The sequence below is a fragment of the Dactylosporangium sp. CS-033363 genome (assembly GCF_050942475.1).
Classification (GTDB): domain Bacteria; phylum Actinomycetota; class Actinomycetes; order Mycobacteriales; family Micromonosporaceae; genus Dactylosporangium.
This window is the reverse complement of record NZ_CP192032.1, coordinates 10,674,228-10,689,506: the sequence shown is the minus strand read 5'-3', so window position 1 is coordinate 10,689,506 and position 15,279 is coordinate 10,674,228. Positions and strand designations below refer to the sequence as shown.

The window sequence follows — 15,279 nt, the reverse complement described above, 5'->3', positions numbered from 1 at the left end:
CCCACGCCAAGCGCCCGGCCGCGATCGGGCGGCGCACCGCGATCGGGCGGCGCTTCGGCGCGGCGACCCCACGCTGCGATCGGGCAAGTCACCCGGCTCTGATCGGCCGGCGCACCGAGCGGCAACACCAAACCAGCCGGCTGCGACCGCGCGGCACGCTGCGATCGGGGTGGTCAGGTCTCGCCGAGGCGGCGGGCGCCGCGGGCCGATGCGACCTCGACGAAGGCCCGTGATCGCGCCGGGAGGGGTCCCGCCATCCAGGTCAGCACCCACTCCGCCGGCGGGGCGTCTTGGACCGGCAGCAGGGTGAGGCCAGGGTGGGCGTAGTACCGCAGGTAGTGCTCATGCACCGGGGCGAGTGCCTGGCGCGTGGACACCGCGTGCAGCAGCTCGTGGAAGGTGTCCGCCCGCGGACCCCGCGGTACCGGACGGCCGGCCGGGGTGGTGCGGGGCAGGATGGCGTCCATCCAGTACCCGGGGGCCCGCGGCCCAGGGTCGACGAACAGCCGGTCGGCGAAGTCCTCCACCGACACCGACGAGCGCCCGGCCAGCTCGTGCGTGTCCCACACGGCCAGCAGGGACCCCTCGACCATCATGACCGGCCCCTCGACGAGGTCGGGCTCGCGGACCGGCCGCCACACCAGGGCCAGGTCCACCGCACCGGTGCGCAGGTCGGTGAACGGATCGCTGAAGTAAATTTCGCGCTGGAGCACGTCGCAGGCCGGCCAGCGCTTGGTGAACCGGTCGATGACGTCCTGCAGCTCGTACCCGACGGCGCCCATCACACCCAGCCGCACCGTCCCCGCGATGCCCCGCGCCGTCTCGGTCGCGCGGTCGAGGCCACCGCGGATCGCGTCGTACCCCGCCTGCAGGTCGGTGCGCAACTGCCGCCCCAGCGGGGTGAGGGCCACGGCCCGGCTCGTCCGCTCGAACAGCGCCCCGCCGATCCGGCGCTCCTGCGCCTTGATCGCCTGGCTGACCCGGGCCGGTGACACATGCAGCCGCTGCGCGGTCCGCCCGAAGTGCAGCTCCTCGGCCAGCGTCAGGAAGATCTCGATGTCCCGGATTTCCACTGCGCCCCCGCCCTGCTGCCTTCCGCCCAAGATCCTAGCCGGGCGGGAACCAGCTCGGCGCCGCGCAATTGCCCAGGTCGCGGACGCCGAATGGTCCTGTCGGGGCACGATCCGGCTCGGCGCCGCGCAATTGCCCGGGTTGCGGACGCCGTGAGGTTCTGACGGGGCGTGATCCGGTTCGCTGTCCTGCGATTGCCCCGGTCGCGGACGCCGAGAGGTCGCTGCAGGTGCCGCCGCTCGCTCCTGAGCGGTCCTGGCGGGGCGCGATCCGGCTCGGCGCCGCACGATTGCCCCGGTCGCGGGCGCCGAAGGTTTTCCACAGGCGTGAACCGGTTTTCCGCCGTTGGATGGCCGGGTTGGCGGACGGCGCGGTCGGCCATGTGGATGGCCGGGTTGCGGGCATCCCAAAGCTGGGAAACTACGGAGCATGGGAACTCTGGATGGAACCGTCGCGCTGATCACCGGCGCGTCCAGTGGGATCGGGGAAGCCGCCGCCGAGGCGCTGGCCGAGCGGGGTGCGGCCGTAGCCCTGGCCGCGCGGCGCGGGGACCGGCTCAACGAACTTGCCAAGCGGATCGAGGCCGGCGGAGGTCAGGCGCTGGTCATCGAGGCCGACATCACCGACCGCGAGCAGGCCGAGGGCGTGGTGCAGAAGACCGTCGAGGAGCTCGGGCGGCTCGACACGCTCGTGAACAACGCCGGGATGATGCTGCTCGGGCCGGTGGTCGGCGCGCCGGTCGAGGAGTGGGAACGGATGGTCTCCATCAACGTCATGGGCCTCCTGTACTGCGCCCACGCCGCCCTCCCACACCTGCTCGCCGCCGCCGAGTCGGACCCACGGCGGGTGGCCGACATGGTCAACATCAGCTCCGTCGCGGGGCGGGTCGCGCGGAGTGGAAGCGGCGTGTACAACGCGACCAAGCACGGGGTCGGGGCGTTCAGCGAGGCACTGCGCCAGGAGGTCACCGGGCGGTACGTGCGCATCTCGCTGGTCGAGCCGGGTGCGGTCGCGACCGAGCTGGCGGGGCACAACCGGCCCGAGATCCGCGAGACGATCCAGCAGCGCTTCGAGGACGTCGAGCGGCTGCAGGCACCGGACATCGCCGACACGATCGCGTACATCGTGACCCGGCCCCGACACATGGCGATCAACGAGATGCTGATCCGGCCCACGCAGCAACTGGGCTGACCCAACCCACAAACCGCAACAGACCGAACGCCACGAGAACCAGGCCACACGGCGGAAGCTGACGCGGCCGCAAACCGGACGACCCGAGGGAAGACGACGCGCGGGGAGGCTCGAGCGGCGGGCTGACGCGGCCACAAACCGGGCGACCCGAGGGCAAGGCGACGCACCGGGAGGGCTGAAGCTGCGGGAGGGCTGGAGTGGCGGGAGGCTGAAGCGGGCGACGCTGAAGCGGGCGACCCTGAAGCGGGCGACGCACCGGGAGGGCTCGAGCGACGGGAGGCTGAAGCGGGCGACGCACCAGGAGGGCTCGAGCGGCGGGTTGACGCGCCACAAAACCGGACGACCCAAGGGAAGGCGACGCGTGGGGAGGCTCGAGCGGCTGGCTGACGCGGCCGCAAACCGGACGACCCGAGGGCAAGGCGACGCACCGGGAGGGCTGAAGCGGCGGGAGGGCTGACGCGGGGGCAGGAACGGACGACCGGGGAAGCGGCCACGCAGGGGGAGAACTGACCGTACTGTCGGATAGGCCCCTTATGCGTCCTTCCGAAAGGAAAGGTCGGTGCTGATGCGCCTGTCTGGCATCGTCGCGGACCGGTCGGTCGGCACGAAGATTCTGCTCGCGGTCCTGGTCGTGGCGCTGTTCAGCGTCGGGGACGGCATCGTCGGGCTGGAGAGTCTCGGGTCGATCAACGCGCAGGTGGGCTCGATGGCCGGGTACAACCGGCAGCTCCAGGCCACCGGCTCCCTGCGCGACCTCGCCGGGCAGGCCATCGTCGCCGCGGACGACTTCGTGCTCGCGACCGACGACGCCGGGCGGGACACCGCGACCAAGACCCTCGCGGGGCTTGAAGCCCAGGTCACAGCCGCCGTGCAGGCGTGCCGGGGCCTCGGGCTCGACAGCACCCAGCGCGCTGCCCTCGAGGCGTTTCAAAAGGCCTGGCAGTTGTACCTCCTGAGCGTCGACGACCGCCGCGCCCGCGCCACGCTCGAGCCGCCGGTGCGGGCCGCCCTGACGAGCCTGGAATCGGCGACCGTGGCGCGGGCGGACGCGGAGGACGCCACCGCCGAGCGCATGTACCAGCGGACCTGGGACACCGTCGCCATCATGCTCGGCGTCAGCTTCATCATCGGCGTGGCGCTCGCGCTGGTCATCAGCCGCATGATCACCCGGCCGCTGCGGGCCTGTGTCGCGGCGCTGGCCCGGATCGGGGCGGGGGATCTGACCGCGCGGGTGCCGCCGCAGCATCGGGACGAGATCGGGCGGGTGGCGGGGGCGCTGAACGGTACGGCGGAGGCGGTCGCCGCCATGGTGCGCCGCATCGGCCAGGCCTCGGACCAGGTGGCCGGCGCCTCGGGGGAGCTCTCGGCCGTATCCGAACAGCTCGCCAGGGCCGCCGAGGGCACCACCGCCCAGGTCGGCGACGTGTCCACCGGCGCCGACGACGTCTCGCACCACGTGCGGGCGGTCGCCGCGGCCACCGACGAGATGACCGTGGCCATCCGCGAGATCGCCGGCAACGCGGCCGAGGCGGCGGGCGTGGCCCAGGGCGCGGCCGGCAACGCCGAGCAGACCAGCGCCGGCGTGGCCCGCCTCGGCGCGGCGTCCGAGCAGATCACCACCGTCGTAGCGCTGATCACGCAGATCGCCGAGCAGACCAACCTGCTCGCTCTGAACGCCACCATCGAGGCGGCCCGCGCGGGCGAGGCGGGCAAGGGCTTCGCGATCGTGGCCGGCGAGGTCAAAGACCTGGCCCGGCAGACCGCGGCGGCCACCGAGCAGATCGCGGCCCAGGTCGGCGCCATGCAGCACGAGACCGGCGGCACGATCACGGCCATCGGCGAGATCGCGGCGGTGATCGCCACCATCAACGACTACGCGGCCACGATCGCCTCGGCGGTCGAGGAGCAGACCGCGGTCACCGCCGAGATCGCCCGCCGCGTCGGCCAGGCTGCGGACGGCTCGTCAGGCATCGCCGGCACCATCACGCACGTCGCCGCCAGCGCCGCGACCGTCTCCAGCAGCGCCACCGAGACCCAGGCCACCGCCGCCGAACTGGCCCGCATGGCAAGCGACCTGCGCGCGACCGTCGCCGCCTACAGGGTCTAGGCCCCACCCGCGCCGCGCGCGCCGACGCCGCGTCGTGGGTGCTGTGTGCATCCGCGCCGCGTGGGTTGTGCGGTGTGTGCATCCGCGTCGTGCGGGTTGCGTGCACCGGCGCCGCGTGGTGGGTGCTGTGTGCGTCTGCGCCGGGTGGGTTGTGCGGTGTGTGCATCCGCGTCGTGCGGGTTGCGTGCACCGGCGCCGCGTGGTGGGTGCTGTGTGCGTCTGCGCCGGGTGGGTTGTGCGCGGTGTGCATCCGCGTCGTGCGGGTTGCGCGCGCTGGCGCCGCGTCGTGGGTGCTGTGTGCGTCTGCGCTGGGTGGGGTTGTGCGGTGTGCATCCGCGTCGCGTGGGTTGTGCGGTGTGTGCATCCGCGTCGCGTGGGTTGCGCGCGCCGACGCCGCGTCGTGGGTGCTGTGTGCGTCTGCGTTGGGTGGGGTTGTGCGCGGTGCGCATCCGCGTCGCGTGGGTTGTGCGGTGTGTGCATCCGCGTCGTGCGGGTTGCGTGCGCCGACGCCGCGTCGTGGGTGCTGTGTGCGTCTGCGTCGCGTGGGTTGTGCGCTGTGTGCATCGACGCCGTGCCGGGTGGGTTGTGTGGTGCGTGTACGGGCGTGGCGCGGTGCGGGCTGTGTGCACTTGCGTGGGGTGCCAGAGGAGCGGCGTACAAAAGAAGCATGGAAAGTGAGCGCGCGTATCTGCTCGACAATGCTCAGCCCGAGGCCGGAGCCCGGTTCGGCGCGCTGGCGGAGTTGTTCGACCCGTCCACGTTCCGGCATTTCGAGGCGCTCGGGATCGGGCCGGGGATGCGGTGCTGGGAGGTGGGGGCGGGCGGGCCGTCGGTGCCGGGGTGGCTGGCCGCGCGCGTCGGGCCGGAGGGGCATGTGCTCGCCACCGACCTCGACGTTTCCTGGCTGCCCACCGACGCCGGGTACGACGTGCGCCGGCACGACGTGGGGGTGGAAGCGGCGCCGGGTGGGGACTTTCATCTGGTACACGCGCGGCTTCTGCTTGTGCATGTGAACAACCGGGCGGCGGCGCTCGCGGCGATGGTGGGGGCGTTGCGGCCCGGCGGGGTGTTGCTCGTTGAGGAGGCCGATCCGGCGTTGCAGCCGCTCGCGTGTCCGGACGAGTCGGGGGCGGCGCAGCGGTTGGCGAACAAGCTCAAGCATGACTTTCGCGCATTGATGGCGGAGCGGGGGGTCGATCTCGCGTACGGGCGGAAGCTGCCCCGCCTCCTGCGCGGGGCCGGGCTGCGTGACGTTGCGGCGGATGCGTACTTTCCGGTCACCGGGCCGGCGTGTGCGCGGCTCGAAAGGGCCACGATCGAGCAGATTCGCGGGCGGCTGCTCGACGCGGGGCTGGCGACCCGCGCCGAGATCGACGAGCATCTCGCCAACCTCGACGCGGGTGAGCTGGACGTGGCCACCTCGCCGATGATCTCGGCGTGGGGCATCAAGCGATAGCTAAACGCGTCAAGCGACAGCCGAAGCGCATCAAGCGACAGCCCAGGCCGCGTCCGCGTCGAAGCTGGCGGGTGCGTCGAACGCCTGAGCGCCCGAGGGCACCGCGATGTAGGCCGCCGAGTTGTAATGCCGCACATAGCGATCCGGGAAGTTCTGCGACCGCAGGCGCACCCCGCCGGCCGCGGTCTCCGGGCAGAACGTCGCATCCGCGCGGAACAGCGCAGAACCGTCCGACGGATCGACGCGAAGTGCGAAGTTCCGATGCCGGATGTACCCCCCTGTGCTCACGGATTGCAGCGACACGCAGTTCGCATCGGCCAGGCCCGGCCGTACGGTGAACGCCGCGTCGCCGCCGTTGCCCGGGGCGAGGGCGAGCGGGCCGGTTTGCCCATGCAGGTACCGGTCGGTGAAGCCCGGCGTCGTGGCCCGCAGCGTCACCGTGCGACCGGTCGCGAGCTCCGCCGGGTGGTCGACCGCCGCGGCGAACGCGAACCGCTGCGGGGCCAGGCCGTTGCAGTCCCACAGCTGCAGGCGGGTCCCGTTCGCGGTGTTTCCACCGGGCGCATCCAAGCACCGTCCGGAGTTCGGATTGAGCAGCGATCCGTCGGTACGGCGCAGCCACTGCTGAGCCGGCCCGCCGTTGCAGTCCCAGATCTGCAGCGGGGTGCCGTTCGCCGTCGCCGCGCCCGGCACGTCCAGGCAGCGGCCGCGCGCCTCGATGGAGCCGTCGGGGCGCAGGGTCCACCGTTGTACGGGCGCGTCGTTGCACTGCCAGGCCTGTACCGCTGCGGCGTTGGCGTTTCCACCGGCCGCGACGTCCACGCAGGCGCTGCCGTTGGCGAACCGGCCGGCCCGCGTGGTCGTGGGCGGCAGGAGGCCGGCGTCCCAGTTCGCGCGGCAGCCGGAACCGGTGTCGTCCGTGCTCACTTCGAGCACGCCGGTGCCGTCGACGGTCGGCACGAGCACCGGGCTGTAGTTCGGGCAGACCTCGGAGCGGGCGCCCGGGACCGCGACGGGGGTGGCGGTCGCGTACCAGCTCCGTCCATTGTCGACAGAAGTGAACATGGCGCGGCCGTTCACCGCCGAGTCGGTGCCGTCGGCGTTGCGCACCCGCTGAGCGATCAACAGCACGCGTCCGGTTGCGGTCGTCGCGAGCGTCGGGGTCGCGGTGAGGTACCGCCCGTCGCCCGCCGTCACCAGCGGGTCGAGCCGGGCCGGGTCGCCCCACGTGGTGCCGTCGGCCGAGGTGCGTGAGCGGACCGCGCAGTCGTACTGTCCGCCGAAACCGCACACTTCATAAGCGAGCAGCCATCGGCCGTCCGCGAGGCGCTCGACGGCCGGCATGCCGGGGCGGTTGCCGGGCTGCGGGCCGGTCACGATCGGGGTGCGGGACGACCAGTTCACGCCGTCGGTCGAGACCGATTGGACGAGCACCTGGCTCCGTCCGGGCTGGCTCTCGTCGGCGAACAGGGCGACGAGGCGCCCGGCCGCATCGACGTACAACTCCGGCTCCCACAGACCGCCGAAGTTCTCACTGCGCGCGATCGTGGCGAGCAGGCGCCAGGTGCGGCCGGTGTCCGTGCTGGCCCACAGGCGGATCGTCATGCGCCGCCCGCTGCCGCCGTCCTGGCCGACGGCGCCGGCCCACAGCAGCGTGCCCGCGCTCAGTCCGCCCACCGGTTGGGGCAGCTGGAACAGGGTGGTGCAGCAGAGGCCGGCGCGGGCGTCGGGGTCGCTGACGGTACCGACGCGCTGGAAGCCACTCGAATCGCTGGTGCTCTCGTAGATCCCGCCGACGGGTCCGCCGGCGGGGAACTGGGTCATGGCTGCGATCACGCGTCCGTCCGCCAGCCGGATCGCGCGCGGATACATGGCCGCGTTGCCGTCCACCGGCTTGGCGACGGCTGCGGTGGCGCCCGCGACGAGGAGGGTTGCGACGGTGGCGGCCGCCGCAAGGATGCTCTTCACTCTGGCAGGCTGAAGGTGTTCGTTCGATCAATCCATGGTTTTCGAAATCTCGGCGATGTCGGCCGGGTCGGCGATGGCCTCGATGGCGGTGATCCGGCCGCCGACGATGGTGAACGTCATGGCGATGCGCGGACGCCCGCCGACCACCACCAGCGCGCCGGGCCCGCTGACCAGGTCGGCCACCCGGGCGGCCTGGGCGCGGCCGTTGAAGAAGCCGGCCACCACCTCGGCCCCGCGCACCTCGCCGTGGCCGCTCATGCGCGCCGCGGTCTCATCCGCGCGCATGACGACGTCCGGATCCAGCAGCCGCAGGAGGGTACCCAGGTCACCGCCCCGCGACGCGGCCAGAAACGCGTCCACGATCTCCCGGCGGCGCTGGGCGTCGTCGTGCGGCACCGGCCCCTCCTGCACCCGGCGGCGGGCCCGGCTGGCCAGCTGGCGCGCGGCGGCCGGGGTGCGGCCGACCACGACCGCGATGTCGTCGAACGAGACCGCGAACATGTCGTGCAGGACGAACGCCAGCCGCTCGGTCGGGCTGAGCGTCTCGAGCACCACGAGCAGCGCCAGCCCGACCGAATCGGCCAGGACCGCCTCCTGCTCGGGATCGGCGCCGCCGACCGGTTCGACGGGCGGCAGCGGGTCCTCGCGGCGGCTGCTGCGCGTGCGCAGCATGTCCAGGCAGATCCGCCCCACCACCGTGGTCAGCCAGCCCGCGAGGTTGTCCACCTCCGCCGCGTCGGAGCGGTTGAGCCGCAGCCAGGCCTCCTGCACCGCGTCCTCGGCCTCGCTGGCCGACCCGAGCATGCGCTGGGCCACTGCGCGCAGCCGGGGCCGCTGTGCCTCGAACTGTTCGGTCAACAACTCGTCGCCGCTCACGAAATCCCCCATTTGTGGTCTACGCCACTTTTGTCACATGCCCTTGAAGCGTTCCGTCGTACCCGTGACGAAGCAAACCGCTCCGATGTGACAGGAGACGAACCATGCAGGCTCGAATCGACAACCCCGCCGCCCTGCTGCCCGACGTGCCGAAGGCGGTCGCCCTGCTGTACAAGGCGGCCCACTCGGCGGGCGTGCCGCAGACCGTCCTGGAGCTCGTGCACCTCCGCGCGAGCCAGATCAACGGCTGCAGCGCGTGCGTCGACTCCGGTGCGCGCTCGATGCGCAAGGCCGGCGAGACGGACGAGCGCCTGTTCGCCGTCGCCGCCTGGCGGGAGACGCCGTACTTCACCGACGCCGAGCGCGCCGCCCTCGCCCTCGCCGAGTCCGCGACCCGCCTGGCCGACAAGGGCGACGCGGTGCCGGACGAGATCTGGAACGCGGCCGCCGAGCACTTCGGCGACAAGGAGCTGTCGGCGATCGTGCTCTGGATCGCCACGACCAACTTCTTCAACCGGATCAACGCGACGACCCGCACGCAGGCCCGCAGAACTGGGGCTGAGTTCATTCGGAGATCGCGGTGTACCGCCCCCACTGCGTCTCTTCCTGCTGCTCCTCGACGTCCACGTCGACCCCGGGCAGTTCCGCGGCGATCCGCGCGGCGAACTCGGGCGACAGGAAGTTGTGCCGCAGGCTGAGCCGCCGCAGATGGGTCAGCGGCTGCCCGGTCAGCAGGGCCTCGGCCCCCGCGTCGTCGAGCACGCCCATGGAGAGATCCAGCTCCGTGAGCCGCCCGACGACCGGGGCCCCGGCCAGCGCCGCGGCGATCCGCTCGGCGATCTCCGAGTTGCACAGCCCGAGCCGGCGCAGCGCTGGGAACGGGTTGTTGTTGAGCAGCGGCTCCAGGTCGCGCACGGTCACGTCCCCGCCGTAGTTGGCCACCCCGAGCCAGAACTCGAGGTGCTCGAGCGCCGGGAAGTCGCTGCCGAGCACGCCCCGCACGACGTCGGCCGGCAGACCGCCGGATTCGAACGCCAACTCGCGCAGGTTCGCGTGCCGCGTGGGTCGCAGCGCCAGGCCGTCGGCCCCGCGGACGCGCAGGACGCGCAGCTTCGGGTACGCCTCCAGCAGCGGCGTGAGGTCCCCCTGCCGGATCCAGGAAATCTCGCACTCCTCGGCCTCGATGTCGCCGAGGAACAGCGCCTCGAGATTCGGCAGCCGATGCGCGACGTCGCACAGCTTGACGATGGGCGCGTCGGCGAACGCCGCGTACCCCCACGACCCGAGCACGAGCGCGTGCACCGCTTCGGTGTCGATCCCGTCGAGCAGCTCGTCGAGCGCCTCGTTGTACGCCTGGCAGGGCCCGTAGTCGGTGCCGAAGTCCTCTTCCCAGAACCCGAACCGCCACGCGACCGGGCCCTGGACCGGCGGCAGCGGCTCGCCCGACTCCAGCTCCACCACCGGCCGCCCGGCGAACGTCTTGGTGTTCTCAGGGAACGTCACCGGCCGAACCTAACAGCCGCCTCCGGCGTCCGGGTGACGCTTCAGTCGTCTGGGCCCATTGCCTCGTGAGCACCCGGAGGCTGGGCAATCTCGGCAACGGTTCGCTCGGTGAGCGCGCCATACCCGAGGATCTCGGTGGACGGCACGGCCACCCAGGCTGCCCCGGTCAGGTCGTAGCCGAGCACCGCCGCTAGCTCGCGCTGGGCGGGCCACGTACCGCACAACAGCTCGAGTTCGGGCCGCACTCGCGGACGCGTGGCGCGGGCCCGCCGGAGGGGATCGTCTCTGTTCGCGCAGACGGTGAGGATGACCGCCCGGGGAATGACGACGCCGGGAAGCGCGCGGAAGAGATGGGCGAGCCGGACCTCCTGGCCCCGCCTGCCGAACACCTCGTCGCGCTGTTCATCGGTGAGCATCTTGAGCGGATTGGGTCGCAACGACGTCCACGGATACAGCACCGTCGCAAACTGGCGCAGCGCCGCCGCCGCGACACCGCGCTTGCCGTCGTGGTTGGGCCCGTCCCGCAGCCAGGCGCGGTGGGTGCGCATGAGGCGGGTCATGTGCCGGTCCGCGTCGATGTCGAGCTGGATCAACAGGGTGACTCCGCACTGGCCCTCCCGCGGGATGGCCCAGTTGCCGGCGATCGTGCCCTTGATTTCGACGCCGATGCCCTCGATCTGCGTGTCGGGGTGGCGCAGTTTCGGCAACTTCAGATTCTCCAGCACGTGGTACTGCAGTTTCGTGCCGACCGCCCGCCGCTCGTCACTGTCCACCCGCTCATCGCGCAGGTCGAAGCGGTGCGTGCGCGAGCCGTCGAGCACGTAGTAGATGGCGTCCTCGACGGCGTCGCCCATCTCCTGCACGAAGTTCGGCCGCTTCCTCAGCCAGGCCCAGACGGTGCGCAGTTCGGCGTCGGCGGCCGGGTCGAGCAGCTCGTGCGTCTCGCCCCGATCGTTCTGGCAAAGCGTGCCGGGCAGCGCGACCTGCCGCGACCCACGCCGAGGCGCCGGGACCTCGGGAACGACCCCGAGATCGAAGGCGGACTGCTCGGCGCTCATTCGCCGATTTCGGTGAGCATGGCCTGCCTGGCCTCGGGCGGCAATCGGCGTACGGCGATCCAGGCCTGCTCGAGTGCGCTGGCCTCCCGGCGCCCGACGATCATCCACCGGACCAGGCGCTGCCGATCGTCTGGGCTGAGCCGCTGGATCGACGCGATCACGTCGGCCGCCTGGGCCGCGCTTCCGGATGCTCCCGCCCGGCAGCGCTTGCATTCGGTGGCCCAGCCGATGGCCTCGTCGCCGTCCGGCAGCACTGCCACGCGCTGCGACACGGAGAGCACCGCAGTCTGGGATGGATCGTCAAGGTACTCCTCGCCGCCGGCGATCCCGCAAACAGTGCACATGTAGTGATCTCGGGCCAGGATGGCGTCCCGGTCCTTGGCCGGTATCGGACGCCGGAGGTCGGCCTCGCGCCGGGCGGCGGAGTCCCAGACGGGAACACCGACGGACACGAATCGGTGCTCCTCCGGCAGCAGCGTCGCGTCGTCCGTGTTGGTCGAGATGACCCAGCCGTACGGGCGGAGGTCGCGCATGCGGCGGTCCGCCTGCGATAGCCCCGGGAACGCCCGCCGCAGCTGCTCCTTGGTGAACGTGTTGCCGGTGCCGACCTCCTGCATCAGCCAGAGGGCGATTCTGTTCCTCGCGCCCTGCCGAGCCGCTACTTCCGGGTCATTCCAGACAGGCGTTGGCACGAACGTTCGGTCCTTCCCGTTATCACGTTAGGTGCACCGGCGTTTGTACCATCAGGCGTCCATCTGTGGGGGGCCTCTGCAATCATGCAGCGGAGGTCGAGGATTCAGAGGAGGCCCAGCAATGACCGCCACATTCGGCGTTCCCCCTGAGGGCGAGCGCATTCGCTCCATGGTGGAGGAGCGGCTCAGGCAGGCGATCACCGAGAATGGCGCGAAGGTCACGGTGGACTGGCGCGGGCAGCCACGCCACCTCGACGTCATCGCCATGCCGGTGGAACTGCTGTACCTCAACCCCGACACACACCGAATCCGGGCGCAGCGGACGCTAGACCCGGAGCGCAACCAGATCCTGGATGAGGCGCCCTGGAGCGAGCCCGCCCAGCTGTACCTGCGTCATCTGCTGACCTGCGATCCGGCCAAGCCGGAACAGGTAGATCCAGACTACGCCGCGCTCAAGGAAGAGCTGCAGGAGTTCGGCCAGAAGGATCCCGGCATCATCAGCCCCACCGGCATCCTGGTGGACGGCAACACCAGATGCGCCGCGCTGCGGGACCTCGGAGCGGGATTCATTCGCGTGGCGGTGCTGCCGCCGGACACCTCGCGTGACGACATCAACAATGTCGAGCTGTCGTTGCAGCTCCGCCGGGACAAGCGCCGTGAGTACTCGTACATCAACCGGCTCATCGCGATCGAGGAGCAGCTCGGGCGTGGCCGGCGCGAGGACGATGTTGCCAAGGATTTCAATATCAAGCTCAAGACGCTGCAGCAGGACCGGTGGGTGTACCAGCTCATCACCGACGCCATCGAGCGCAGCCGCACCGACTCCGGAGCCGAACTGCGGCTGGTCCACTTCGAGGACCACCAGGAGAAGCTGCGCGAGCTGCAGCGCGACTTCGAGAACCTGCGCAAGAAGAATGTCGACGCGGCCGAGCAGCTCAAGGAGTCCCGCCTGGCCATGGTGGTGCTGGGCTACTCCAAGACCGATGTCCGCGCGGTCGAACCTGACTTCTACGACCGCTATATCGGCGACCGGCTGCCCGACGACGTCCGCCCGGCCACGACCGCGGTGGTCGCCCAGGCTATTCCGGGGCTGCCCGGCGTGACGGCCGTCGACGGCAACGAGGACGTCCAGGTCGTCCGCGGCCTGACCGACAAGCTGCTGAAGGCCAAGGCCACCGCCGAGGCGGCCGACAAGGTCCCGGCGGCCGAGGTCGCCGAGGCGGACCGGGTATTCAAGACGGTCCGCGCCACCACCGACAACGCCGTCAAGCTTGCGGTGCAGAGCGGCCGGCTCAAGAAGCGGCAGACCGCGGTGCCCGAGCGGCTCACCGACGCGGCTGACTTCGTCGACCAGTGCGCCTCCGAGTTCGCCGCCGCGAAAGCCAAGCGGGCGCTGGATGAGGACGCTTTCGACGACGCGCTGGTGGTGCTCAAGGCGAGCCTGGAGCGCCTGGCGCGGCAGGCGGCCCGCGTGCAGAATCCGTCGAGCCAGGGCGTGGCCTGGCTGCTGGCCGCCACCCGGGAGCAGTAGTGGCGGCTGCCTCCGCGCCCAGCCTGAGCATCGGTTTCGGCGACAGCGTGGCCAAAGCGCGGCTCCAGGTTACCGCGGGATACGAGAACGACCTGCGGAAGCTCGCGCTGCGGCTGCGCAGTGGTGTGCAGCGATCACCGCAGACGATGGATGTCGAGGTCGATGATCTGCTGACAAATCTGGTCGTCCTGGCGTCGTGGCCCGCCCCGCAATCGGTGCACTGGGATCCCCACCTCGCCGAGCTGGCCACCAGCTCGGCCCATGACGCCCAGGTCGTTGCCGATCGCCTGCAGGAAACGGCGCAGCTTGCCGAGGTCGATCCCGGTGACCTGCCGGATCTGCTCGGTGCGAGCTGGACCGGCGGCCTCACGCCGTTCCAGCTCAGGGACATCGCCAAACTGTTGTCCCTGCGCCACGGCGCCAACTTCTCGGTTCCCGGTGCCGGCAAGACCCGGACCGGGCTAGCGGTCTTCCAGGCGCTCCGCACCAAGCACGAGATCGAGCGGCTGCTGATCGTCGGGCCAAAGTCCTGCTATGAGGCCTGGCTGACGGAGAACCAGGAGTGCTTCGCGGAGCCGCTGCGCATGGCGGTGCTGTCCGCGGACACCGATCCGTCAGCCGAGGTGCTGATTGTGAATTACGAGCGCCTGCCTGGGGCGGTCAACGAACTCGGCAACTGGCTTGCCGGGCGCCCGTCCATGCTGCTGCTCGACGAGGCGCACCGGATGAAGCTGGGAGCGCGGGGTGCCTATGGTTCCGCCTGCCTTGCGCTGGGTCCCCGCGCGAAGCATCGGCTGATTCTCACGGGGACGCCCGCCCCGAACGGGGTCGCCGACCTGGAGAGCCTGTTCGGCTTTGTCTGGCCCGGTTATGGCCGCCAGCGGGTGACACAGGCGGTGGCGGGCGGCGACCTCGCGACGGCGAGCAAGGTGCTGCGTCCGCTGTTCGCACGTACCACCAAGAACGAGCTGGGTCTGCCGCCGGTGTCGACGAACCTGCGTGTGCTGCCGATGCCGGAATTGCACCGCGAGGTCTACGACGCGCTGGTGGGCCGTTTCTCCGCTCGCACCGTGGGAGCCGAGGGCGACTTCGAGGCGCTGGGCAAGATTGTCGTGTACCTCCTCATGGCGGCGACCTCGCCAGCGTTGTTGTCCGTCGGCACGACCCGGTACGACCCGCTGTCGTATCAGGTTCCGCCGCTGGAAGTGCCCGAGGGCACACCGCTGTTCGATCTGATGCGCGACCTGCCGAGCTACGAGATGTCTCCCAAGTATCAGGAGACGCTCGCGATCGTGGCCGCCAACGCCGCCCAGGGCCGTAAGACGCTGGTGTGGTCGACGTTCATCCGGAGCATCAATACGCTCGAGCGCCTGCTGGGCCGGTTCTCGCCCGCGGTCGTCCATGGCGGCACCGAGGACCGTGAGGCGCAGCTACGCCGGTTCCGTGCGGACCCGGACTGCATGGTGCTGCTGTCCAACGCGGCCACGCTGGGCGAGGGCATCAGCCTGCACCGCGAGTGCCACGACGCTGTTTACGTCGACCGGGACTTCGCGGCCGGCCGTTTTCTCCAGAGTCTGGACCGGATCCACCGGCTCGGGCTCGCACCGGAGACGGAGACCCGGATCACCGTGCTGGCTTCGGGCGACACCATCGACGAGGTCGTGGAGCAGCGGCTGAGCGCCAAGCTGACGTTCATGGGCCGGATCCTCGACGATCCGGCAGTCCAGGAGCTTGCCGATCTCGAAGAGGAGCCGGCCATCGGCGGTGGCCTGGATCGGAACGACCTGCAGGCGTTGATGGGCCACCTCGGTGCCCGTCCCGCCTAG

The 15,279-nt window shown here is 71.0% G+C and carries 11 protein-coding genes and 1 pseudogene; 6 read left to right on the top strand and 6 right to left on the bottom strand.

The genetic code is table 11. The features are described from left to right. Positions 1 to 173: 173 nt before the first annotated feature. The gene (locus ACQPZ4_RS49365; protein WP_433053190.1) at positions 174 to 1,073 is read right to left on the bottom strand and encodes a LysR family transcriptional regulator; all 900 of its coding nucleotides are present in this window, start codon (positions 1,071 to 1,073) and stop codon (positions 174 to 176) included. Positions 1,074 to 1,500: 427 nt separating this feature from the next. Between ACQPZ4_RS49365 and ACQPZ4_RS49360 the strand changes: the two genes are divergently transcribed. The 3 genes from ACQPZ4_RS49360 (at position 1,501) to ACQPZ4_RS49350 (ending at position 5,825) form a co-directional block, all read left to right on the top strand. Next, a complete protein-coding gene (locus tag ACQPZ4_RS49360; RefSeq protein ID WP_433053187.1) occupies positions 1,501 to 2,262 on the top strand; it encodes an SDR family NAD(P)-dependent oxidoreductase in 762 nt (253 codons plus the stop codon). A 565-nt stretch (positions 2,263 to 2,827) separates the two neighbouring features. Continuing rightward, the gene (locus ACQPZ4_RS49355) at positions 2,828 to 4,369 is read left to right on the top strand and encodes a methyl-accepting chemotaxis protein (protein WP_433053184.1); all 1,542 of its coding nucleotides are present in this window, start codon (positions 2,828 to 2,830) and stop codon (positions 4,367 to 4,369) included. 667 nt (positions 4,370 to 5,036) lie between these two features. Further along, positions 5,037 to 5,825 (top strand): methyltransferase domain-containing protein, encoded by a 789-nt coding sequence (locus tag ACQPZ4_RS49350; RefSeq protein ID WP_433053181.1) that lies wholly within the window; start codon positions 5,037 to 5,039, stop codon positions 5,823 to 5,825. A 30-nt stretch (positions 5,826 to 5,855) separates the two neighbouring features. Here the strand turns inward: ACQPZ4_RS49350 and ACQPZ4_RS49345 are convergent, their stop codons facing one another. Then, positions 5,856 to 7,793, bottom strand: coding sequence for an AbfB domain-containing protein (locus ACQPZ4_RS49345; protein ID WP_433053178.1), 1,938 nt, complete (start codon positions 7,791 to 7,793; stop codon positions 5,856 to 5,858). Positions 7,794 to 7,820: 27 nt separating this feature from the next. Further along, positions 7,821 to 8,681, bottom strand: coding sequence for a sigma-70 family RNA polymerase sigma factor (locus ACQPZ4_RS49340; protein WP_433053175.1), 861 nt, complete (start codon positions 8,679 to 8,681; stop codon positions 7,821 to 7,823). A 92-nt stretch (positions 8,682 to 8,773) separates the two neighbouring features. Between ACQPZ4_RS49340 and ACQPZ4_RS49335 the strand changes: the two are divergent. Next, positions 8,774 to 8,995 (top strand): annotated as a pseudogene (locus ACQPZ4_RS49335) (carboxymuconolactone decarboxylase family protein); the annotation flags it as partial. A 238-nt stretch (positions 8,996 to 9,233) separates the two neighbouring features. On the opposite strand, the gene ACQPZ4_RS49330 reads toward ACQPZ4_RS49335, so the two are convergent. Genes ACQPZ4_RS49330 through ACQPZ4_RS49320 form a run of 3 tightly spaced genes read right to left on the bottom strand, consistent with a single transcriptional unit; the run spans position 9,234 to position 11,847 of the window. After that, the gene (locus ACQPZ4_RS49330) at positions 9,234 to 10,172 is read right to left on the bottom strand and encodes an STM4015 family protein (protein ID WP_433053172.1); all 939 of its coding nucleotides are present in this window, start codon (positions 10,170 to 10,172) and stop codon (positions 9,234 to 9,236) included. 41 nt (positions 10,173 to 10,213) lie between these two features. Continuing rightward, positions 10,214 to 11,230 carry a NaeI family type II restriction endonuclease gene (locus ACQPZ4_RS49325; protein ID WP_433053169.1) on the bottom strand — a complete coding sequence of 339 codons (1,017 nt, stop codon included), beginning with the start codon at positions 11,228 to 11,230 and terminating at the stop codon, positions 10,214 to 10,216. Continuing rightward, entirely contained in the window at positions 11,227 to 11,847 is a 621-nt protein-coding gene (locus ACQPZ4_RS49320; protein WP_433053166.1) for a hypothetical protein, read from the bottom strand. Before ACQPZ4_RS49320 ends, ACQPZ4_RS49325 begins: the two co-directional genes overlap by 4 nt. A 196-nt stretch (positions 11,848 to 12,043) precedes the next feature. Between ACQPZ4_RS49320 and ACQPZ4_RS49315 the strand changes: the two genes are divergently transcribed. Both ACQPZ4_RS49315 and ACQPZ4_RS49310 read left to right on the top strand, forming a co-directional pair. Further along, a complete protein-coding gene (locus ACQPZ4_RS49315; protein WP_433053163.1) occupies positions 12,044 to 13,453 on the top strand; it encodes a hypothetical protein in 1,410 nt (469 codons plus the stop codon). Further along, on the top strand, positions 13,453 to 15,279 hold the full coding sequence (locus tag ACQPZ4_RS49310) for a DEAD/DEAH box helicase (RefSeq protein WP_433053160.1): 1,827 nt from the start codon (positions 13,453 to 13,455) through the stop codon (positions 15,277 to 15,279). Before ACQPZ4_RS49315 ends, ACQPZ4_RS49310 begins: the two co-directional genes overlap by 1 nt.